The 22,360-nt window shown below is 31.2% G+C and carries 23 protein-coding genes and 2 pseudogenes; 21 read left to right on the top strand and 4 right to left on the bottom strand.

What is annotated here, in order from left to right:
* Positions 1 to 105: 105 nt before the first annotated feature.
* A complete protein-coding gene (locus ACTFWY_RS16340; RefSeq protein ID WP_439927270.1) occupies positions 106 to 840 on the bottom strand; it encodes a hypothetical protein in 735 nt (244 codons plus the stop codon).
* A gap of 253 nt (positions 841 to 1,093) precedes the next feature.
* Here ACTFWY_RS16340 and ACTFWY_RS16335 point away from each other — a divergent pair, with 253 nt between their 5' ends.
* The 3 genes from ACTFWY_RS16335 (at position 1,094) to ACTFWY_RS16325 (ending at position 4,278) form a co-directional block, all read left to right on the top strand.
* The gene (locus ACTFWY_RS16335) at positions 1,094 to 1,843 is read left to right on the top strand and encodes an IclR family transcriptional regulator (protein ID WP_423118939.1); all 750 of its coding nucleotides are present in this window, start codon (positions 1,094 to 1,096) and stop codon (positions 1,841 to 1,843) included.
* Positions 1,844 to 3,000: 1,157 nt separating this feature from the next.
* Entirely contained in the window at positions 3,001 to 3,645 is a 645-nt protein-coding gene (locus ACTFWY_RS16330) for a TetR/AcrR family transcriptional regulator (RefSeq protein ID WP_439927268.1), read from the top strand.
* 6 nt (positions 3,646 to 3,651) lie between these two features.
* Complete coding sequence (locus ACTFWY_RS16325) at positions 3,652 to 4,278, top strand: TetR/AcrR family transcriptional regulator (protein ID WP_060814990.1); 627 nt, start codon at positions 3,652 to 3,654, stop codon at positions 4,276 to 4,278.
* Between the two features lie 359 nt (positions 4,279 to 4,637).
* On the opposite strand, the gene ACTFWY_RS16320 is transcribed toward ACTFWY_RS16325, so the two are convergent.
* Complete coding sequence (locus tag ACTFWY_RS16320) at positions 4,638 to 5,456, bottom strand: MurR/RpiR family transcriptional regulator (RefSeq protein WP_060814989.1); 819 nt, start codon at positions 5,454 to 5,456, stop codon at positions 4,638 to 4,640.
* A 162-nt stretch (positions 5,457 to 5,618) separates the two neighbouring features.
* On the opposite strand from ACTFWY_RS16320, the gene ACTFWY_RS16315 reads away from it, so the two are divergent.
* Genes ACTFWY_RS16315 through ACTFWY_RS16305 form a run of 3 tightly spaced genes read left to right on the top strand, consistent with a single transcriptional unit; the run spans position 5,619 to position 8,312 of the window.
* Positions 5,619 to 6,326 (top strand): N-acetylmannosamine-6-phosphate 2-epimerase, encoded by a 708-nt coding sequence (locus ACTFWY_RS16315; RefSeq protein ID WP_060814988.1) that lies wholly within the window; start codon positions 5,619 to 5,621, stop codon positions 6,324 to 6,326.
* The gene (locus ACTFWY_RS16310) at positions 6,319 to 7,821 is read left to right on the top strand and encodes a PTS transporter subunit EIIC (protein WP_060814987.1); all 1,503 of its coding nucleotides are present in this window, start codon (positions 6,319 to 6,321) and stop codon (positions 7,819 to 7,821) included. The genes ACTFWY_RS16315 and ACTFWY_RS16310 overlap by 8 nt, the downstream gene beginning before the upstream one ends.
* Before the next feature lie 11 nt (positions 7,822 to 7,832).
* Positions 7,833 to 8,312: a PTS sugar transporter subunit IIA gene (locus tag ACTFWY_RS16305; RefSeq protein WP_060814986.1), complete on the top strand. Its 480-nt coding sequence runs from the start codon at positions 7,833 to 7,835 to the stop codon at positions 8,310 to 8,312.
* A gap of 602 nt (positions 8,313 to 8,914) precedes the next feature.
* Here ACTFWY_RS16305 and ACTFWY_RS16300 read toward each other — a convergent pair.
* Positions 8,915 to 10,081, bottom strand: coding sequence for an ROK family transcriptional regulator (locus ACTFWY_RS16300; RefSeq protein WP_060814985.1), 1,167 nt, complete (start codon positions 10,079 to 10,081; stop codon positions 8,915 to 8,917).
* Positions 10,082 to 10,388: 307 nt separating this feature from the next.
* Between ACTFWY_RS16300 and ACTFWY_RS16295 the strand changes: the two genes are divergently transcribed.
* From ACTFWY_RS16295 to ACTFWY_RS16225, 15 genes and pseudogenes are all read left to right on the top strand, one after another.
* Positions 10,389 to 12,464 carry a glycoside hydrolase family 31 protein gene (locus tag ACTFWY_RS16295; RefSeq protein WP_060814984.1) on the top strand — a complete coding sequence of 692 codons (2,076 nt, stop codon included), beginning with the start codon at positions 10,389 to 10,391 and terminating at the stop codon, positions 12,462 to 12,464.
* Positions 12,464 to 13,249, top strand: a complete 786-nt coding sequence (locus ACTFWY_RS16290) for a PTS mannose/fructose/sorbose/N-acetylgalactosamine transporter subunit IIC (RefSeq protein ID WP_060814983.1) — start codon at positions 12,464 to 12,466, stop codon at positions 13,247 to 13,249. The genes ACTFWY_RS16295 and ACTFWY_RS16290 overlap by 1 nt, the downstream gene beginning before the upstream one ends.
* Entirely contained in the window at positions 13,242 to 14,054 is an 813-nt protein-coding gene (locus tag ACTFWY_RS16285) for a PTS system mannose/fructose/sorbose family transporter subunit IID (RefSeq protein WP_060815002.1), read from the top strand. Before ACTFWY_RS16290 ends, ACTFWY_RS16285 begins: the two co-directional genes overlap by 8 nt.
* A gap of 19 nt (positions 14,055 to 14,073) precedes the next feature.
* Positions 14,074 to 14,556, top strand: coding sequence for a PTS system mannose/fructose/N-acetylgalactosamine-transporter subunit IIB (locus tag ACTFWY_RS16280; protein WP_082709565.1), 483 nt, complete (start codon positions 14,074 to 14,076; stop codon positions 14,554 to 14,556).
* A 14-nt stretch (positions 14,557 to 14,570) separates the two neighbouring features.
* Positions 14,571 to 14,975 (top strand): PTS sugar transporter subunit IIA, encoded by a 405-nt coding sequence (locus ACTFWY_RS16275; RefSeq protein ID WP_060814982.1) that lies wholly within the window; start codon positions 14,571 to 14,573, stop codon positions 14,973 to 14,975.
* Between the two features lie 860 nt (positions 14,976 to 15,835).
* A complete protein-coding gene (locus tag ACTFWY_RS16270) occupies positions 15,836 to 16,504 on the top strand; it encodes an LPXTG cell wall anchor domain-containing protein (RefSeq protein WP_240190171.1) in 669 nt (222 codons plus the stop codon).
* Positions 16,505 to 16,951: 447 nt separating this feature from the next.
* Positions 16,952 to 17,671, top strand: a complete 720-nt coding sequence (locus ACTFWY_RS16265; protein ID WP_002406972.1) for a metal ABC transporter ATP-binding protein — start codon at positions 16,952 to 16,954, stop codon at positions 17,669 to 17,671.
* A 1-nt stretch (position 17,672) separates the two neighbouring features.
* Positions 17,673 to 18,515, top strand: coding sequence for a metal ABC transporter permease (locus ACTFWY_RS16260; RefSeq protein ID WP_010710542.1), 843 nt, complete (start codon positions 17,673 to 17,675; stop codon positions 18,513 to 18,515).
* Positions 18,512 to 19,456, top strand: a complete 945-nt coding sequence (locus tag ACTFWY_RS16255; RefSeq protein ID WP_060814981.1) for a metal ABC transporter substrate-binding protein — start codon at positions 18,512 to 18,514, stop codon at positions 19,454 to 19,456. The genes ACTFWY_RS16260 and ACTFWY_RS16255 overlap by 4 nt, the downstream gene beginning before the upstream one ends.
* Before the next feature lie 17 nt (positions 19,457 to 19,473).
* The gene (locus ACTFWY_RS16250; protein ID WP_252704530.1) at positions 19,474 to 19,707 is read left to right on the top strand and encodes an ArsR family transcriptional regulator; all 234 of its coding nucleotides are present in this window, start codon (positions 19,474 to 19,476) and stop codon (positions 19,705 to 19,707) included.
* A gap of 877 nt (positions 19,708 to 20,584) precedes the next feature.
* On the top strand, positions 20,585 to 20,854 hold the full coding sequence (gene rpsN / locus ACTFWY_RS16245) for a 30S ribosomal protein S14 (RefSeq protein WP_060815000.1): 270 nt from the start codon (positions 20,585 to 20,587) through the stop codon (positions 20,852 to 20,854).
* A 14-nt stretch (positions 20,855 to 20,868) separates the two neighbouring features.
* Positions 20,869 to 21,048, top strand: a complete 180-nt coding sequence (gene rpmF / locus ACTFWY_RS16240; protein ID WP_252704528.1) for a 50S ribosomal protein L32 — start codon at positions 20,869 to 20,871, stop codon at positions 21,046 to 21,048.
* 31 nt (positions 21,049 to 21,079) lie between these two features.
* Positions 21,080 to 21,457, top strand: a complete 378-nt coding sequence (locus ACTFWY_RS16235) for a hypothetical protein (protein WP_439927264.1) — start codon at positions 21,080 to 21,082, stop codon at positions 21,455 to 21,457.
* Positions 21,458 to 21,477: 20 nt separating this feature from the next.
* A complete protein-coding gene (rpmG, locus tag ACTFWY_RS16230; protein ID WP_002297320.1) occupies positions 21,478 to 21,627 on the top strand; it encodes a 50S ribosomal protein L33 in 150 nt (49 codons plus the stop codon).
* Positions 21,628 to 21,650: 23 nt separating this feature from the next.
* Positions 21,651 to 22,250, top strand: a pseudogene (locus ACTFWY_RS16225) (CobW family GTP-binding protein); the annotation flags it as partial.
* Positions 22,251 to 22,260: 10 nt separating this feature from the next.
* Here the strand turns inward: ACTFWY_RS16225 and ACTFWY_RS16220 are convergent.
* Positions 22,261 to 22,360 (bottom strand): annotated as a pseudogene (locus ACTFWY_RS16220) (IS30 family transposase); the annotation flags it as partial.

The following is a 22,360-nucleotide window of genomic DNA, read 5'->3' as shown; positions in this document are numbered from 1 at the left end:
AGAAAGTCATATTATCGATTTTAGCAACAAAATTTGAAAGATTAGATTCATTTGCACGATCAACAGCATTATTGAGTGCACGTGTAAACCAATTACCAGATTTTTCTATTGTGATTTTGGATGCATCGAACCATTCATATAAGTATCTGGAAAAGTTGATAGGGGGGGAATACGTACACTAATTGCTGCAACAATTACGCTCACTATTGCAAGTCCAGCTAAAATTAAGCCAAAGTAATCAATGACATTTAAAACCGAACTGACTAATACAATCCATCCAATACTTCCTGTCGCAAACTGGGAACCAATAACTGCCATTTCACGTACAGTAAAGTATCCTTTTGCAAAGAATTCCTCTGTTGCCATGATTGCCACATTTCCCGGACCGACCCAAGCACTGATGATATTCACAGCACAAATTTCAGAAACTTTAAAAATCGGTTTAACAATTCCACCCACGATTTCACCTAAAAATTCCATCGCTCCGAACTCTAAAATAAAAGTTTGAAATAGTAACATCATTGGTACTAACACCGATAATTGGGTCGCTAAAGATAACATCGTACCACCAGTATCAGGCGAAGCGATAAAGTTCGGGCCAATTTTAAAATAAACTAGAAGGGAAATAATCGCTCCAATCACACGGTTTATTGTGTAAAATAAACTAGTAGAAAAAAGCTTATTTAGTAGACGATGACGACGAATGATTGTGTCTTTTTTCACTTGATCGAATACAGCTAAAATCGCACTTAAAACAATCAAGACTACCATAATCCCAGTTAACGGTGCTTGGAACGTTTTTACAAATATCTTTAAATAGTGGAAAAGAATTGTGTCCACTGACCCATCAAAACTAAAGGGCACAAGTACTAAAATCGTCCCAAGTATCGTAAACACAACAAATTTTATAAGTCCCAGTAAATAATGCTGATCTTTTCTTTTTTTTCATATCATTTCTCCTTATGCTAAATTCAGAACATCGTTCCGGAAAAAATGTACAGATTTTAATTTAGTCTGTCAATATAGTATAGTTAGTTTTATTACAAAAAATTCTGCTATAATTGCTATAAAAAAATAGAAAGAGAGGGATCCGATGAGTAAGGAAAACGATTTGATTAAATCCGTTGATAATGCCTTTACTCTATTAGATTTATTGAGTGAACAGGGCGCTTTAGGAATTTCTGAAGTAACTAGATTATCTGGTCTAGCTAAAACAACGGTCTTTCGTATTTTGAAAACTTTGGAGTACCGCGGCATTGTCATACAAATTGAAGATGATATCTATACATTAAGCTATAAAATTTTAAAATATCACCCCAAACCTTTGAATGAACAACAATTAATCAAAATTGCCAAACCTTATATGCAAAATTTTTCGCAAAAAACTGGCGAAACCATTAATCTATCGATTTTATATCGAGATGAAATATATATTATTCATTCGGAAAGCGGCGAAAGTTACATGTTGCAATCGTCTTTAGCACCAGTCACTGATTTATACTGTTCTTCCATGGGAAAAATCTTTTTAAGTGAAATGTCACCTACTGAATTGGAAAAATACTACCAAAAAAGGTTAGTGAAGCGTACCATCAATACCATTATTGATTATTCGAATTTTTGTGAAGAACAGAAAAAAATCAAGGAAAAGCAGGTTGCCTTTGATCATGAAGAATACGAATATGGTCTTACTTGTATGGCAACTGGACTCTATCAAAACGGTGAATTAGTTGCGGCACTCGGTTGTTCCGGACCTACCACACGGCTAGGATTCAAAGGATTATCCCAATTAGAAGATGAGCTAAAAAAAAGTGGCGAGATTATTAATCAATTGCTAGAAGTATAGTAAATATCCACCCGTTTTTATGGGTGGATATTTCAGTCTGTAAATAAAGTCAATTTTATGGATGCTGTCTACAGTCTTTTCTTTTATAATAAATTTATAAAATAGTAAATTGCTGTCTTTTTTACGTGGAGTTTATCATGGATTTAATTTGTTTGATAGTTTGGTAAAGAAGGCTAATAATTTTGGATACTAAATGCTTTTTAATATATTCAGCTATGATCATGATCTTTAAGTTTTTATTTAAAAGACTAATTATAGATTTAGTGAGGGATTTTAATTAATAGGATGAAGTAATAGTTCTAAAAATTCATTGTTAGTGCCTATCATTATAATTTATTGACGTGTTATAGCATTAAATTTGGAAATCTTATGTAAAGTCTAATTAGTGATTCAATTCGTAATAATTTTTTTATAGTTTAGGGAGTGGAAATTCAAGCTACATATAATTATTTTCTTTTTTATTAATGAAAGTAGGCAGTGAAGGTTCTAGTACTGAGGAGTGTCCTGAAGAAGCTCTAATTAATGAAATTGTCCATTTAAATACCATTTTTTCCAATTATATATAGTTCCTCTTCCTGAGATATTGAATTCTTCTCGAAGAGAAGAGATGACTCTCCTTTCAATAAACGCTCAACAATTTGAATTTTTAGTGTATCAGGATAGTAATTATGCTTTGACGTTAGAAAAACTCCTCTAAATTTATTTTACTAAATTTGAAGTTTTCTTTTTTATTGTATCCAAATTATAGTGCCAGTTCCCCTGAGTGGTGTCTTTTAATGTTGAAGAAAGAGTATTTATCATGAAAGTTTTCTTAATTAAAAACATGATTTAGAGGAAGCAGTTGTATTAATTGTACAAAAGTTTATTTTTGAAAAAAAGAAGCGATTGAGTATTGTTGCTTCTTTTTCTTTCTACATCTAGAGTTATTTTATATCCCCTTGAAAGTCAGGAGTCTTGTAAAGAATAATGAAAATATTAAGACTTCTGAAATTAAGTCGGGTCACACTTCTGTAAATAGTTCAGACGAAATTATTAGTAGTAGAAAAGTAAATGGTTGGAAAATGATTCAATTAGGAGAAGCTTTAAAAAATGAGCGGTCGTTTTTATAAGGTTAATATGGTATACTTAGTTATAATATCTTTTTTGAGGAGATAGCTATGTATAAAACAGCAAATGAATTATTTAATCGATTAAAATCAGAAAAAAAAGAACTCATTTTAAACTATATCTTAGAAGAATTTGGAAGAGTTGGTTATGAATCTGCTTCAGTTCGTAAGATTGCTGATAAGGCAGATTTAAGTGCAGGATCATTATATCAGTACTTTAACAATAAAGAAGGAATGCTAAGGGTAGCAATAGAACACGTTTTTGTTATTTTAGATGAATATATTAATAATATAAACAATACTCCTTTAAAATTAGAAAATCGTTTAGAAGTAATGTTCGAAACAATCTTAGAATTAGGAAGAAAACATCCTGAATTGATTGTTTTTTATAATAAAATTCCTGGTGACGAACAAATGACAAGCGAGTGGGTTAAACAATTTTACAATAACACTAGTTTTTTCAAAGTATATTGGCATACCGTAAATGAATTACAAGATGAAAAAGAAATAAGTGATAAAATTGATCCAGTTGTCTACACGTTCATTATTGATACGATGATGTTATCCGGAGAATTACTTCAAAATACGCAATATCAAGAAATAAAAGCCAAAGTTTTTCTAGAAGACTCAATAAAAAGTTCATTAATATTAAAAGAAAATGTTATCGAGACGCTAACTGTACTTGCAAGGGGGTAAGAGTCTATGACAATAAGTAATAAGAATAGCATGCGAGAAGAAATTATAATTATTGCTATAAAGCATTTTTCTAAATTTGGTTATGAGAAAACAAGACTTTTAGATATTGCTAATGAAGCTAAAACTAGTACTACTACTGTATATAGTTTTTTTAAAACAAAACATGATCTGTATGAAGCTGCAGTGGAGTATGATTTAAATATAATAAACCTTGAACTTGAAAAAATTGTTAAGGAAAGTTCTACACTCGATGAATATATTATAAATATAGTTGAAAGAGTACGATTAAATTCTGAAAAGAAACAATTGTTTTTGAATTTTTTTATGCTTATTTCGACCAATTCTGGCCAAATAAAAAAAATAGATATTATAGAAGAATTTGAAAGAAAAAAATTTTCTTTCTATTTTAAATTTATAGAATCCCCTAAGGTAAAAGATCGCTATACATTATTGTTTATAGATAATTTAATTACTATTTATATCTATTCATATTTTAATGTATTTTATCGAAAAAAATTATTGCTTTATCTATCTTTATATCAACAAGATAAACAATCTATAGAATTTGAAGAGGATCTGCTAAAACATCTGAAAATATTGATAAGAACAAGACTTTTTATTGATAAAAACTGATGTCCTTTTTTCTCTGTTCATTGAATTATATAGATGATAAATGTAAGTGGTTAGACATCTCTTTTGTCTAGCCGCTTTTTTGCTTTATGAAATAGATTTGTTATATTTAGATACTGACTAAAAAAGTGTTTTGTATTTTATTGCTAAAAGTTGTCAGTTATCTTTGATAATGATTATTGTATATTGAAAGCTGTTCATCATATTCCTATAAAAAGAATTTTTTCAAAGTATTGATGGTTGATACTTTTCTTTCTAACACTTCATCTAAAGGTAAGATGAAAGTTATTTGTGCAAATTGTGAGTCCCACTAATTAATTGATATTTCACCTAAATATAAATTGCTTCAATTAATACTCTATTTAATCTAAGCTTTTATCTAAGATAGAGCGTAATACTCTTTCACGTAATTCCACTGCATTAATATTGTTTTTCTGTTCATAACCTTGTACAAGTAAATCACAAAGGTACAATTGAGAGATTTTCCCTGCCAAAGAACCACCATTTAAAAATTCTTCGATTGCTGTTTGTAAAACAACATCTGCTGTCTGTCCTATTGGAGAATGAAGGTAATTGGTAATTGCTAAGATCTTTGCACCATTTTTTTTTGCAATTTCTACAGAATCAAAGGTATCTTTTGTTTTTCCGGATAATGAAAAAGCAATAATCACATCGTCTTCTTCCATCAAAGAAGCTACTTGAGCTTGAAAATGAGGATCCAGAACAGCTTTTGCTTGAACTCCTACTCGTAAGAACATACTTTCTAAATCAAGGCTTGTATTTCCACTAGAACCCACCCCAAATATATAAAGATTTTTTGCTTGACTGATGAGTTGGATTGCCTTATCTAGTTTTTTTTCATCTAGTAAATGTGCTGTAGAATAGAGCGCCTCAGTTAGATGAGTAGCAATTATATCGTAATATTTCTCGCTTGACGGATATTCTTTTTTTTTACTGAAATCTTCTTTTGCAATTTCGATCTTCAAATCAGAGAAACCAGAAAATCCTAATTTTTGGCAAAAACGAATAATCGTTGCATCCCCAACTGTGGTTTTTTCTTTGATATCGCTCATTGTACTATAAATAATTGCTTTCCCAGAATCTAAGATTAAATCAGCTACTTTTTTTTCAGATTTAGTCAATAAAGGATAATGCTCTTTAATTAAATAGATGTAATTCATATGAACTCCTTTACAGTAAAAAATTTTACTCCATTATACTCCAAAAAAATAAAAAAATCTCCAAATTTATCCATTTTTATACTTTACATCAATGAAAGCGCGTGCTATATTTTATTTGGAGTTATTATCCGAAAATTAATTTAAAGTGGAGTGTTTAGGAGAATGAAGAAACAAATATTTTTAGATGCAATTTCAGGTGGACTGATTGTTTCTTGTCAGGCATTACCTGGTGAACCATTTTATAAAGAAGAAGGAGGTCTTATGTCCTATTTTGCTCTAGCTGCTGAAAGAGCTGGTGCAGTTGGTATCCGAGCAAATTCTGTTCGAGATATTTTAGAGATTAAAGAAAAAGTTTCTCTACCTATGATTGGGATAATTAAGCGAGATTATCCTCCTGAAGAACCATTTATTACCGCAACGATGCGTGAGGTCGATGAATTAGTTGCTACTGGTGTAGAAGTTATTGCGCTAGATTGTACGCTGCGCAAACGCCATGATAATTTGTCTATCAACACTTTCATTACTCAGATCAAAGAAAAGTATCCTGAACAATTATTAATGGCAGACATCTCTACCTTTGAAGAAGGTAAAAATGCCTATGAAGCTGGCGTTGATTTTGTCGGAACCACGTTATGCGGATATACTAATGAAAGTAGAAAGCAAGAAGGGCCAGCGATTGACTTGATGAAACAGCTCGTTCAAGCAGAAATTTGTGTTATTGCAGAAGGAAAAATCCATACCCCAGAGCAGGCAAAAAAAATTAGGGAATTAGGTGTTTCTGGAATCGTAGTTGGTGGCGCGATCACTCGTCCACAAGAAATTGCAGAACGTTTCGTCAATGCATTGAAGGAGGAAGAGAAAAATGTTTAAAAAATTTTCACAACTAGGTCGGGCATTTATGTTGCCGATCGCTATTTTACCTGTTGCTGGTTTACTTTTAGGTCTTGGCGGTGCACTGACAAATGAAAGCGCCATAAATGCTTATCCCATATTAGCTCAACCGTGGCTTCATACGATTTTGAGTATCATGAGTTATGCTGGTAACGCCGTTTTTGCTAATTTAGCATTGATATTTGCGATTGGTATCGCAGTGGGGCTTGCAAATGGTGACAAAGGAACTGCTGGTTTAGCTGGTGGTGTTTCTTACTTAGTTTATACAGCAACAATTAGTGGTTTTCTTGAATTATTTTCTGTCAAAGATGCAACTCTTGATACTGGAGTTGTAGGTTCAATTGCCATTGGCGGAATTGTCGCATTTTTACACAATCGCTATAGAAAAATAGAATTACCGCAGTTTTTAGGATTCTTTGGTGGTTCACGTTTTATTCCAATTATTTCTAGTTTGGCTGCAATTATTATTGGTTCCTTCTTTTATCTAATTTGGCCACCGATTCAGAATGGATTAGTTGTTGCTGGAGAGCATATTGCTCAAATGGGGAGTCTAGGAACATTTCTTTATGGATTTTTACTTCGTTTAACTGGTGCTGTTGGTCTTCATCATACAATTTATCCACTTTTCTGGTACACTTCGTTAGGGGGAACTGAGAGTGTAGCGGGAATTACAGTTTCTGGGGCACAAAATATTTTCTTTGCTCAATTAGCTGATCCGAATCACACAGGCTTATTTACTTATGGGACTCGTTTTTTTGCTGGAAGATTTGCCACGATGATGTTTGGCCTTCCTGCTGCTTGTTATGCGATGTATCGTGCAATTCCTAAAAAAAACCGTAAGAAAAATGGCGGTCTTTATTTCAGCGGTGCATTAACTTCGTTTTTAACAGGAATCACTGAGCCTGTAGAATATATGTTTCTGTTTGTGGCTCCATGGCTTTATGTCATCCATGCATTTTTAGACGGCCTATCTTTTTATTTTGCGGATATCCTGAATATTCGAGTAGGAAATTCTTTTTCAGGTGGACTAATTGATTTTCTATTATTTGGTGTACTTCAAGGAAATGACAAAACTAACTGGCTTAAATTGATTCCTTTTGGACTTGCTTGGGCTATTATTTACTTTATCGTTTTTACTTTCTTTTTAAAAAAATTCAAAGTAGCGATCCCTGGTATGATAGAAGAAAAAGAGGTAGTCTCTGAAATTACCTTGAATAAAAATACTTCTTTGCATGAAGAATCTTTAATGATTATAAAAGCACTTGGCTGTGAAGAGAATATTGAATCTGTTGAAGCCTGTGCAACTCGCTTGCGTGTTGCTGTGAAGAATGGACAAAATGTTGACAAACAAGCTATAAAACAATTAGGTGCTACTGCAGTTTTTGAGGTAAAAGGTGGGATTCAAGCAGTTTTTGGAGGAAAAGCTGATTTACTTAGTCAAGAAATCAATCAAATTTTGAAAAGAGATAATTAGGAGGAATTTATATGATTAAGTTTTTAAGAAAGAAAAAACAAGTGGAACTATTTTCTCCATGTTCGGGAAAAGTTATTCCTATATCAGAAGTAAATGATCCAGTTTTTTCACAAAAATTATTAGGGGAAGGTTTTGCTGTTATTCCAGAAGAGCAGACAATTTATGCTCCTTTAGCTGGTCAGGTCACAACTATCTTTCCAACAAAACATGCTATTAGTATAAAGAGTAATTCAGGAATTGATTATTTGATTCATATTGGGATAGATACAGTAGAATTAGAAGGAAAACCTTTTTCAATTCTTGTTGATGAAAATGAATATATAACACCTGAAAATCCACTAGTTAAGGTTGATTTTAAACAGCTTGAATTGGCTAAAAAAGACTCATCAGTAATCATTTGTTTTACTGAATCTAGTCAAATTGATAATCTCGATTTATATACAGGAAGAGTTTTACATGGTGTTCTTTGTGGGTATTTAAATTTATCATAATGATTAATAGTTAGATTAATAAGATCTAATTATTAGAAACTCATTGGTGAAGTTTTAGGGTTTAAAGAAGTAGTATATAAGTTGTAACTTTCTCAATGTATAATAATTTTGATTGACAAGAGATTAATGTGATAGTTTTGAAAAATGAAATATGATTGGAGTGAACCTCGTTTTATTAAGTTTTTGATTATATGATTTTAGTCAGCTCGCCCACGTGTAGAAACAAAAAGATATACGTTTCTATACGTGGGCGAAGCTGTTTTTACTTTTAATAGCGATAAAAGTTTAGTATATAATTTAGATGAAATTGTAAAATTTTACCCTAATTTTACCCTAAAGTATAGGCCAAATGGATAATATGCAAGCATGCTTTGATTAAACAAAAAGACAATTGAAAAAAATTGAGAATATTTGATAGATTATTGAGTTAGAAATAGTTTAAGTAATAAGCATTGTATTAATTTTTTTATCTCTTGAAAAAGAGGTAGAGCGGTGAGAAATTCATAACTATATAAAAAGCTCTTTTTAAGGAGAGAGTACTGGTGAGCCGTCTAGTATGTTAAAATTTCTCCATTTCACATACTAGTTTCCACTAAATTAAATTAATTTTTTGCATAAGAGCTGAGTTTCAACTTTTCAATATTTAAAAATTTTTGAATTGAAAACGAAATTGCTCCACTAAGAACAGGATTCCACTCTATAGGACTGTTAATGATATGAATTTCTTTTGTATATTGATTATTCAAAAAATTTTTGATTATATTAATTATGTTCGGAATTTTTTTTGTTAAAGGACTGTTAAAAATCACTAACTCAGGAGCATAGAGCATAACTATATTGTTAATTCCTATCGATAAATAGTATGCATATAGTTCAATCATCTCTACAACCTTTTGATCCTTGTTGCTATAAAGATATTCCACTATATCCGAATTAATTTTATCTAGTTTTTTTTCTTTGGAAATCTCTTGGTAAATTACTTGAGTAGAGCAATATTTTTCTAAACAACCATAATTACCACATTCACATTTTCTGCCATTTGGAAATAGAATTGTATGTCCCAACTGACCAGCATATCCTTTATTACCAATGTCAAGTTTACCATTTTTTACTACTCCAACGCCTATTCCACTATGAAGACTAATTGATACTAAATTCTCGATATCAGAAGAAAAAGTATATTCACCTAATGCAGATAAGTTTGCCTCATTTTGTAAAAAAACAGGAAAGCTATACTCTTGATTTAATAATTTTACTAAATCAATTTCCTCAAGACCGTTATAAGTTGTACTAAGTACTTTATTATTTAGAACTTGTCCTTGAACAGCAATTGTCATACCGATTATTCCATGTCGCGTATAAGGAAGATTATCGGTGAGTTTTTTTATAATTTTACGAATTAACATTTGTATGTTGTCTTTACTAACATAAGTATCAGTAAGCTGTATTCTTGCAATTTCTTTTCCATCTAATGAAGCTACCATTCCATCAATGTAATTATATCCTAGATCAATTGCAATTGCTAAGCCCGAAGATACTCCATTAAAAGTTAACATAATGGGTTTTCGGCCACGATTTGTTGCTTCTCCAATTCTATTTTCAATTACAAGCGAGTCATCGATCAATTTATTGATAATAGAAGATACAGATGCTTTGTTTAAAGAGGTTATTTTACTCAATTCAGCTCTAGATATTTCTTTATGTCTAATTATTTGATTAAGTATTTTTGCCTCGTTTTGTTCTCTAATTGTATATTTACTTGAAATCATTAGTTTCTCCTCAATTTAAAAATAAAATAGCCTATGCAAAAAAAATATAGCGTTTACAGTTGACATTTTAAATAGCTTATTTTATATTTTATTTATTAATTAGTTTAACGTACAAACAATTTTAGTTCAAGTAATTAAGTGTTTTTTGTTATTAGTTTTTTTTTTGATAATTAGTTTATCGAGAAAACAAATTAAAAAGCAGAATTCTAGTCAAAATACTTAAATTAAATTGATATGTATATGTATGCGATTACAATTGCTAGTGTTGTAATAAGAGTTAACTAATTAAGAAGAAAAGGAAAGTGGGATGAAAGAAGTGATAAACATTGAATCAAATTATTTTTCAAGAAAATTTGATGATGAATTACTGATTATTGAAGCATGGGGGGAAAATGCTATTAGAATACGTTCATTTGTAGACATGAACTATGAAGACCGACAAAACTCCTTAATTGATAAGCCTAATTCCCTAAATAAAGTGATAATAAATCAATATGAAAATAAAACAGAATTAATTAACGGGAAAATAAGAGCGGTACTAGATCATCGTGATCGTTTAACTTTTTATAATGAAAAAAACGATGTCTTACTAAAAGAATATATTAGATTAAGAGCTGTTAAACATGATGATGGTGGTGAAGATGCTGGTTCAGTTGAAGTTACAAAGGATTTTAATTCTACATTGAAATTAAAGTCAAGAGAATATCGGTCCAATATGGATGGTAAATTTCAAGTAACTACTAGATTTGAATCAGATCCAAAAGAAAAAATATTCGGAATGGGTCAATATCAACATTCTTATCTTGATTTGAAGAACACTGTTTTAGAATTAGCGCAAAGAAACTCACAGGTGTCAATTCCATTCTATATATCTAGTCTTGGATACGGTTTTTTATGGAATAATCCTGGTATTGGAGAAGTTTCTTTTGCTAAAAATATAACTCGATGGAAAATGTATTCTTCTGATTATATCGATTATGTAATAATTTCAGGAAATGAACCAAAGGAAATACTTAGAAACTATAGTAATCTAACTGGAAAAGTCCCTAAAATGCCAGATAGTTTATTAGGATTATGGCAGAGCAAATTACGATATAGATCACCAGAGGAAGTGATGGATGTAGTAGAAAAGTATCATAAACGTGGAATAAAGCTTTCAACTATCGCTATTGATTATTTTCACTGGCCAAAGCAAGGAGAATATTGTTTTGATGAGGAATACTGGCCTAATCCAGAAAAATTTTTAAAGACTTTGAAAACTGATTACGGAGTGGAACCAATAATCTCAATTTGGCCTACAGTACAAACTGATGCAGAAAATTATGAAAAATATTTAGAAAATGGTTATCTAGTAAAAGTTAATCGTGGAGTTCGATTAACCATGCAAATTCAAGGAAACACTATTTTTATTGATATGACAAATAGTGAAGCTCGGAAATATGTTTGGAGTCTAATTAAAAAGAATTATGTTGATAAAGGGATTAATTATTTCTGGTTAGATGTAGCTGAGCCGGGATATTCCGTTTATGACTTTGATAATTATCGTTATAAAAAGGGGACTGATTTATATAGTGGTAATTTATATCCAATCGATTATCTTTCAATGATTTATGAAGAATTAAGTAATGAACAGCCTGTAATTACTCTTGTTAGAGGAGGATGGGCTGGAGCACAAAGATTCGGTGCATTATTGTGGTCTGGAGATATTGATTCTAGTTTTGAAGCATTTAGAAATCAAGTTAATACTGGACTAAATGTAGGTTTAGCAGGGATTCCCTGGTGGACAACTGACATAGGTGGGTTTCATGGCGGAAATCCAGAAGATCCGGAGTTTAGAGAATTGCTAATTCGTTGGTTTCAATATGCTACTTTTTCACCAATTTTAAGAATGCACGGTGACCGATTACCCCATAGTAAACCCTTATCGGATCATGGTGGAGGTTCGATGGTTACTGGTGCACCAAATGAAATATGGTCATACGGTATAGAAGTTGAGCAGATATTAACTAAGTATATAAAAATACGTGAAGCGTTGAAACCGTATATCAGTACTTTGATGGATAAAGCTCATAGATTCGGAGATCCGATCATGAGGACGCTATTTTATGAATATCCTTCAGATAATAATACTTGGGCTGTAGAAGATACTTACTTATTTGGAGATACGTTCCTAATTGCACCGATTGTAAATTATAAGGAAACAGTAAGAGAAGTTTACTTACCAATAAATGAAAACTGGACCAATATATGGACAGGTGAAGAATATGATGGTGGACAAACGTTGGATGTTGAAGCAGATATTAGTATGATACCTGTTTTTATAAAGACAAATCAAAAAGATAAATTTTCAAAACTATTAAGTATAATTAAGGAGGAGATCTAATGGAGATAAGTGTTATTCAACTTGGTTTAATTGTGTTATATGGTTTTTTTATTAATTTTGAGAAGAATTCAACAATGTTCGGAACCTACCAACCTGTAACAGCGGGATTTGTAACTGGTTTAATACTTGGAGATATAAAAACTGGGCTTTTTATTGGGGGAACCTTACAATTATTGTCTTTAGGAATTAGTAATTTTGGAGGAGCTTCTATACCAGACTATCAAACTGCAAGTATTGTCGCAACTTTTATCACCATAACAACTGGTCAGGAATCTTCGGTAGGGATTTCTATTGGTATACCAGTAGCACTATTAATGGTTCAATTAGATATTATTAGAAATACAATTGGTATTTGGATGGTTCATAAAGCAGAAGCAGGTGTAAAGCGAGGAGATTATAGTATGATCTCCAAGATGCAAATGTTTGGAGTATTCTTAACGGCGGCAACAACGGGCATACCGGTTGCGTTGGCAGTAATTTTTGGACCATCTTTAATTAATACTATTCTTGCTCATACTCCTGAATGGTTAACAAATGGGTTAACAGTTGCTGGGGGATTATTACCAGCTGTTGGTATTGGTTTATTGCTTCGATACTTACCTGCAAAAGAATATTTCAGTTATCTTGTTATAGGTTTTGTAATGTCTGTTTACTTAAAAATGCCATTATTAGGAGTAGCATTAATAGGCGCTGCTATAGCTTTAATTATTTATAAAAAAAATAGTCAGAATGTAATTAATAATACCGTTGTTAATACAATAGGAGGTATGGATGAGGATGAATAGCTTGGAGACGACAAAACTTGGTGTTAATTCCAAAATTAAAAAGAGTGTATTATGGAGATGGTTTTTTACAAGCTCAGTTTCTTCAAATTATGAAAAGATGCAAGCTCTAGCATATTGTTACGCTGTATTACCATTCTTAAAAGTTACTTATAAAAATAAACCAGAAGCGTTACAAAAAGCAGTACTAAATCATTTACAATTTTTCAATACAAATCCTTGGGTTGCACCGTATATTTTAGGTATTAATATAGCTATGGAAGAAAATTCAGATGAAAATACTGAAGAAGCAGTGACATCGATTAAGACAGGACTTATGGGGCCAGTAGCTGGATTAGGTGATAGTCTATTTGTAGTTATTCCATGGACTATATTTGGGGCTATTGCAGCAAATATGGCAATTGATGGTAGTCCAGTAGGAATTATTTTATGGATTGCTGTAAGTGTAGCTTTAAAGATGATAAGTATACCATTATTTCGCATAGGCTATACTTCAGGTACGAAATTAATTACTACTATTGAAAAAAGTTTAAAACTTTTAACTGAATCGACTTCAATTTTAGGATTAATGGTTGTTGGAGCATTAATACCATCTGTTGTTAAAACAAATGTAGTCTTAGATTTTAAACAAGGTGATTTTTCTATGAGAGGGCAAGAAATACTAGATCAAATAATGCCAGGATTATTACCTGCACTCTTAGTTGGTTTAGTTTACTGGTCTTTGAAAAAAAATGTAAAACCTATTTATTTAATTCTTGGTGTGATGGTTCTGTCTATTGTTTTAGCTACTCTAGGCATTTTAAAATAAATGATAGGAGGAAATTTTTGTGGAAATGAAGGGTATAAAAAATATTAGAATTGACGATCGATTAATTCATGGTCAAGTAGCTACAATGTGGAGTAATAAATTAGGTGTGACTCGTTTGATGGTTGTAAATGATACTGTTGCAAATAATGATATACAAAAACAGGTGCTAAGGATGGCAGTCCCTGCAGGAATCAGTTCTTCAATTATAACTGAAGAGAAAGCGATTACCAATATCAAAAATGGAAAATATGAAGGGCAAAATGTGCTTTTAATAGTCAAATCCCCAGTAGACTTATTATCGTTTATCGAAAATGATTTACAGATAGATAGGATTAACGTTGGCAACATGTCTAATCGAAAAGGAACAACGGTTTTACGTCCTAATATTAGCGTTACTAATGAAGAAAGAAATGCCTTCGAGAAGCTATTAAATCTTGGTGTTGAAATTACTACAATTATGACACCAGACGATAAAAAAACTTACTTAAAAGATATTTTATAAGGGGAATAAGTGCGATGACTAATGAAATAATTTTAATGAGTCATGGTTTAATGGCTGAGGAAATATTAAATTCAGCTAAAATGATACTTGGAAACCAGATTAATTATCCGGTAGTTTCTATGGCACAAAATGACGGTATTGAAGGAACAATAAATAAATTGAATAAAATACTGGAAGAAACAAGTGACATACGAAATATTATTATATTAGTAGACCTAATGGGAGGAACACCTGCAAATGTAGCTATGATGAAAGCAAGTATGGATAAAAGAATTCAAGTAGTAACTGGAATGAATCTAGGGATGGTATTAGAATCATACTTTAAAATTAATGAAGAAAAACTTGCTGAGCATTTAATAGAAATAGGTAAAAGTAGTATTAAAATACCTGAGATACAGATGGATGGTGGAGAAGAGTAATTATAATGAAGGAAGAATAGTTCTGTTAATCTCAATTGAAAAAGTTTAAATCAAAACAAAAGGAAAGCTATTTTCGATATTAATATGATTCGTTTTCTACATAATATCAAAATTAGATACGAAGCCATAGTAAGAAATATGTTTTTTTCATTATAATCTTAAATAATTAATACTAGCGAAATAGAGGAATGTTAAAAGGGCTCTTTTTGGAATAGCACGGTATAGCTAGTGCTTGAACTGCTATAAAAACCAAATAGTTAAATAGTAAAGCAATAATGGTTCGAGTGTACTATTTGGAGGACAATCTAAGATTGAAGATGCTTTCAAGTATAAGTGGTATTTTCAATGAGACGGTTAGGAAATTAGTGCCAGAGTAGGTACTAATTCTAGATGTAACAATCTTAACAGCGGTGGGATATGATCTATATGCAAATATTATATAGTTGTGTTAAAGTTTTTTTGATATATATATGAATGTTGTCCAATCAAATTCTAGAAATGCTTTAGACTATAAAATTTATTATACGGGGAAAATGCAACTTTTTAGCTAATAAAGCTGAAGTTGCATTTTTAACTATCTGAAAAAAATCGAGTTGAATTTTATATTAATCTATTTTTGGCACTTCAATAAAAAATGAACCTTCATTTTTATTGACATTTTTTAAGTAAATTTGTAAAATCGTTTTTATAAAACGTAATAGTTACGTTTTATAAAAACTAATTAGAGAGGAGATAGGGACATGTTTCTATTCAATAAAACAATGGTTTCCTTTTGTAGTATTAAGAATTTTAATAGCTAGAATATTAACATAAAAACTATTTTTTGAGCTTAATAAATAGAATTTAAGGAGAATGATATTATGAAATCAAAGATAATTCTTGGCGGTTTGCTACTATCTACAACAGCTTTCGTTTCACTACAATCCCCACAAATTACTAGTGCAGAAAGTTTAACAAATTCAGCAGAAATTATAGTACCGCTTAATTTAAAGGTGAAAGCACATTACACAAATGGATTACCACTTGAAGCGGGAAAAGAAGTACGGTTAAGAAATTTAACAGATGGATCAACGGAAGTACTTAAGAAACAGGTAGACGCTAACGGAGAGGTAACATTTACCGAACAAGATGGCATCAAAAAAGAAGTAAATTATGGCATCGAAACAGATGGAGTAAGAAATGGCTATACAGTAAGATATGATCTTGGTGGAGAAAAAGAGAAAGACATAGCAGTCAAATTACCCGGAGTAACGAAAAATACAAATTCTAAACAAAGTTCGGATAGTAAAGCTAGCTTTAATCATCCTTCTACTTTTTTTAACAACAACAAAAGATCATCTAATCTAAATTATAATAATAGCAATAAAAAAAGGGAACTAATGAATCAAGAAAAAAATAAAGAAGGCAATCGAAATAAAAATACTATGGAGTTACCGAAAACTGGAGAAAAATATAATGGTCTTCCTGTGTATGTAGGGTTATTCACGGCGATTGCAAGTATTATAGGGCTGAAAAAAAATAAATTTTAATGTGGGAAGTATTATTATTTCTCTAATTCTATTTGAGCAATTTAAAATATGAAAATCAATAAAGAGAAAGTTTTAAGTTGTTAAGTAAATTAAATTTCGATTGGAAGCATAGTTGAATAAGCCTAACATGTTACGAAAGATAAATAACCTACTTTTCATTTCTAGAAGAGAATGTCTTGATGCTTATAAACAGATTTAGCTCCCTATCCACTTCAAGTCTAATTCTTTTGTATGCAAATAAAGTATTTTTAGGAGAGTGTTCTCATTAGAGAACACTCTTTTTTTGTTTTGAAAACTACTTACTATACGGGTAGTTTCAAATAGTTTTGTCATCCTAATCTTCAGCAACAGAAAAAAATCCAAATTTTAAAATTTAGGCTTGACTAAAATATATTTTCTGTATACCATATAATCGTGATAATCATTATCATTTAGAAGGAGAAAGTTATGTTAGAAGTGAAAAAGCTTAATGTTTGTTATAACGATTTTTTAGCATTGAACGAGATTTCTTTAAAAATACAAGAAGGTGCTCTAACAGGTATTATTGGTCCAAATGGTGCTGGAAAATCTACATTACTTAAAGCAATGTTAAATATTATCCCTCATCAGGGAGAAGTCTCCATTAATAATGAAGATATCAATAAAAAACTGGTAAAGATTGCATATGTAGAGCAAAAAGCTGATATTGATTTTACTTTTCCAATAAAAGTAAAAGAATGTGTATCTATGGGAACGTATGCCGGAATGAAAGTTTTTCAAAGAATTAAAAATGCAGAATGGCAAAGAGTTTCAAAGGCTTTGGAAAAGGTCGATATGGGAAAATATTCTAATCATCAAATAGGAGAATTATCTGGAGGACAATTTCAACGTGTACTTTTAGCAAGATGTCTTGCTCAAAATGCGGATTTCATATTTTTAGATGAACCATTTGTAGGGATAGACTTAATTAGTGAACGAATAATTATGGATACGTTAAAAGAATTGAAAAATCAGGGAAAAACAGTGCTAATTGTGCATCATGATTTAAGCAAGGTAAAGAAGTATTTTGATAATATTATTCTTTTGAATCGAAATGTAATTGCTCACGGAAGTGTAGAATCTGTATTTAATGAAGAGAATTTAAAAAAAGCCTATGGAGATACTATATTTATTGGAGAGAGGGAATAACATGCTTCAAAATTTTATTAATGGTCTGTATGACTTTCACTTTTTACAGAATGCTCTAATTACATCTGTAGTTATAGGGATTGTTTCTGGAACAGTAGGTTGTTTTATTATTTTAAGAGGAATGTCTCTTATGGGCGATGCTATTTCTCATGCTGTTTTGCCAGGAGTAGCAATTTCTTATATTTTAGGTATTAATTTTTTTATTGGTGCTATTGTATTTGGTCTATTAGCTTCTATCATTATTACTTTTATAAAAAGCAATAGTGTAATAAAAGGAGATACAGCAATTGGTATTACTTTCAGTTCTTTTTTAGCGCTAGGAGTTATCCTTATAGGAGTTGCAAATAGCTCAACGGATTTATTTCATATCTTATTTGGAAACATTTTAGCTGTACAAGATATTGATAAGTGGATTACGATTGGCGTTTCTGTTTTAGTGTTGGTTATAGTAGTTCTATTTTTTAAAGAATTATTAATTACTTCTTTTGATCCATTAATGGCAAAAGCAATGGGGATGAACGTCAATTTTTATCATTATCTACTGATGGTTCTATTAACTTTAGTAGCAGTAACAGCTATGCAAAGTGTGGGGACTATATTAATTGTTGCAATGTTAATCACGCCAGCAGCTACAGCATATTTATATGCAAATAGCTTGAAAACTATGATATTTATTTCTGCAGCAGTCGGGGCAAGCTCATCATTGCTTGGATTGTTTATTGGTTATAATTTTAACATAGCCGCAGGATCAAGTATTGTTTTAACAGCGGCATCCTTATTTGTAATTAGTTTTCTAATCTCACCAAAACAAAAATTTTTAAGAAAGAAGGAGAGATCGTTATGATGAGAAAATGGAAAGTAGTAGTGGGAAGTCTGGGGATTTTGATTGCTCTTTTTATATTAGGAGCGTGTTCAACAAATAGTAAAGATAAAGTGGCTTCGAACGAAAAATTAAAAGTAGTAGTTACTAATTCGATTTTAGCAGATATTACTGAAAATATAGCAAAGGATAAAATTGATTTACACAGTATTGTACCTATTGGGAAAGATCCCCATGAATATGAACCTTTGCCTGAAGATGTTCAAAAAACTTCAAAAGCAGACTTGATTTTTTATAATGGTGTTAACTTGGAAACTGGAGGAAATGCTTGGTTTACAAAATTAGTTAAAAATGCGAACAAAGAGGAAAACAAAGACTATTTTGCAGCAAGTGATGGCATAGATGTTATTTACTTAGAGGGTCAGAGTGAGAAAGGGAAGGAAGATCCTCATGCTTGGTTAAATTTAGAAAACGGTATTATTTACGCTAAAAACATTGAAAAACATTTAGCGGAAAAAGATCCTGATAATAAAAAAATCTATAAAGAAAATCTAGATAAGTATATTGAAAAATTGAATACACTAGACAAAGAAGCAAAATCTAAATTTGCTTCAATTCCGAATGATAAAAAAATGATTGTTACAAGTGAAGGATGCTTTAAGTATTTCTCGAAAGCGTATAATGTGCCTTCTGCTTACATTTGGGAAATCAACACTGAAGAAGAAGGAACGCCAGATCAAATTAAACACTTAGTTGAAAGACTACGCACAACAAAAGTTCCTTCCTTATTTGTAGAAAGCAGTGTGGACGATAGACCGATGAAAACAGTATCGAAAGATACCAATATTCCTATCTATTCAACGATTTTTACTGATTCAATTGCAGAGAAAGGACAAGATGGTGATAGTTACTACGCGATGATGAAATGGAACCTGGATAAAATTGCTGAAGGTCTTTCAAAATAAATTGGAGGAAAAAGAGTATGGTAAAAATTAAACCAACTACTATACTGATTTATTTATTAGCAATTCAGGAATTGACGAAAAGAAAAAAAAAGTTAAAAAATAAAGATTTAGCAAAAATTCTAAGCATTACTCCAGCATCTGTAAGTGAGATGTTGGCTAAACTTAGATATGAAGGTTATTTAAACATAGGGTGTCAATTGACAAATAAAGGGAAAGACTTTATTGACAATTACAAAAAGAGCTTTATATAAAAGACTTTTTATTTAGAAAGGATAAGAAAATGACTATTGGAGTAATTATGATAGGACTTATCCTAATAGCTGGATATAATTTTTTTAAATCTTTCTTGGATTATTTTAGAAAAGGCGAATGATTTAGATGAGTATATTACTTCTTATAGGATTACTTTTTTTATCAGCTATTCTGTTGCTGCTCATTAGTTTAGGTTTAAGCAATGAGTTTAATAATAGACATTAATGTTTAAAAATTTATAGAATTAAAAATATCATATAAGGCGAATTTTCTCATATAGACTAGGTACTACGTGCCACTTACTGAAAGATAATAGAAAATGAACTAAGTTATTTTCAAAAGGATGTACTTCATCAAATTAAGATAGCTTTGTTTGTCTGAACAATCTATCTAAAAAAGATAAGTTCTATCGAGATGATAGGATAGGCTTATAATTAGCCTATAAATTTTTGGAATACAGCTACAATTCTTTTTCAAATTAGTTACTTAATGTTTATTTCTTATAATATAAGAATTGGTCACAATCTTACAAAATCATTAATAAACGAGTTAAACATAAAAGATTGAATAAAACTATAGTTTCTTTCATAATGCCGTTTTAAGTAGAGAAAAGCTACTTAAAACGGTATTTATGTTTTAATGGACTAATAAAAATGAACCATTATTTTTTGCACTTAAACTACAAGTTCTTTTAATTAATCTGATTATCTCTATGTATCGATAAAATCATTTTCAAATGGATATCTATTCATATGAGTTTTATTTCATGTTATTTATTGTTGACAAGAGAAATTTTTGTTGGTAAAGTGTCAATGTCAAAACGTAACGTTTACGATTTGTGACGTCTAAATCAAAACAGAAGGAGTATAAATGTATATGGCAAAAAAGTCTAAAATTGCTAAAGCAAAGAAACAAATGGCAATGATTGAAAAATATGCAGACAAACGTCAAGAATTAAAAGCCGTAGGAGATCACACCGCCCTTGCTAAATTGCCAAGAGATTCAAATCCAAATCGTCTGAGGCTTCGTGATCAGACGGATGGCCGTCCAAGAGGGTATATGCGGAAGTTTGGTATGTCCCGTATTAAGTTTAGAGAGCTTGCCCATCAAGGTTTGATTCCTGGAGTAAAAAAAGCAAGTTGGTAAGAGGAGGAAATATCATGGCAGTACCAGCAAGAAAAACATCTAAGACGAAGAAACGGTTAAGAAGAACTCATCAAACTGTAGTAAAACCAGAAATTTCATTTGACGAAGCGAATGGTGATTATAGACGTAGCCATCATGTATCTTCAAAAGGGTACTATAATGGAAAGAAAGTAATTAAAGGAGCTTCAAAATAGTTTAATATATAACTTTTAGGAGGGAACCAAAATGGAAATTATTTACCCACCTTTAGTTGAAGAAGGATTAAAGTATTATCTTGAAACGACCCAGCAATCGCTAGATAAATGCACTTTTTATCGTTCGATGGTAGAGAGAGGAATTATTATTGAAACGGGTTTACCGACCCAACAGGCAATTGAAAATGGATTAGTCAAAGATTACTATGAGGACCAAGGCTTATCATTTGATGATTTTTTAAGAATCTATCCAATTTTTGAAGAGTATGACGAGGAGTTATTTCAATGTATCGATGGTTATTGGGAGATACCTGTTGATATGAAAGAAAATTTAGTTTCACAATTGGAATCTGGCGAGTTAACTTTTGAAGATACACAACAAATTCAAGCATATCTTGAAGATCGATAAGTATTGAAGGAGGAAGATTTATGCGTCAAAATATCATTTTGGAATGTGTCGAAACTGGAGAACGTCTGTATCTCACCAGCAAAAATAAACGGAATAACCCTGAACGGTTAGAATTAAAAAAGTATTCGCCAAAATTGCGCAGACGGGCAATTTTCAAAGAAGTGAAATAGCTAAGTGGTAAAAAGGTGACAAAATGGGCATACCAGTTACAATCGTTTCTGGGTTTTTAGGGGCTGGAAAAACAACGCTAATCAATCAAGCCTTGCAAGTCTCACCCTACCCCAGGGAAGAAATTATTATAATTGAAAATGAGTTTGGTGAAGTTGGGATTGATCACAAATTATTAGTTCATAGCGAGGAACGGGTGTTACAACTAAATAATGGATGTATGTGTTGCAGTCTTCGCAGTGATTTATTAGCAATATTGATTTCTTTACTGGAAACAATAGAAGAACATCAACAACCAATTTCACAAATCATCATTGAAACTACAGGTATAGCAGATCCCCAACCAATCATTCAAACACTTTTAACAGCGCCTCAACTAAGAGGAAGAGTATATATCGATAGTTTATTGACTGTTATTGATAGTGACAGTTTTGAACTTATTGAAAGAGAACCACAAGCCCTTAAGCAACTTGTCATGGCAGATCGCATTTTTGTGTCTAGAAAACAAAACTTGAATTTATCTGCACTAAAAAAATTACAGAGAGAAATCAAAAGTATTAACCCTTTATCCGATATTCGAATGTTCACACATAGTGAAACGATTCAAAAAAAGGATTTTTATAATTTCTTAATTGTCAAATTAAGTTAGACAGATCATCAATACTTACGTAACTCAAAAATACTTCCAAAGGTGTTCGATAATCCAGTGATTTTCTAGGAATATTATTTCGTTTA

This window comes from Enterococcus sp. 125944, from assembly GCF_051909435.1.
In the GTDB taxonomy this organism is placed as follows: Bacteria; Bacillota; Bacilli; order Lactobacillales; family Enterococcaceae; genus Enterococcus_D; species Enterococcus_D gallinarum.
This window is presented reverse-complemented; position numbering and strand designations above follow the sequence as displayed.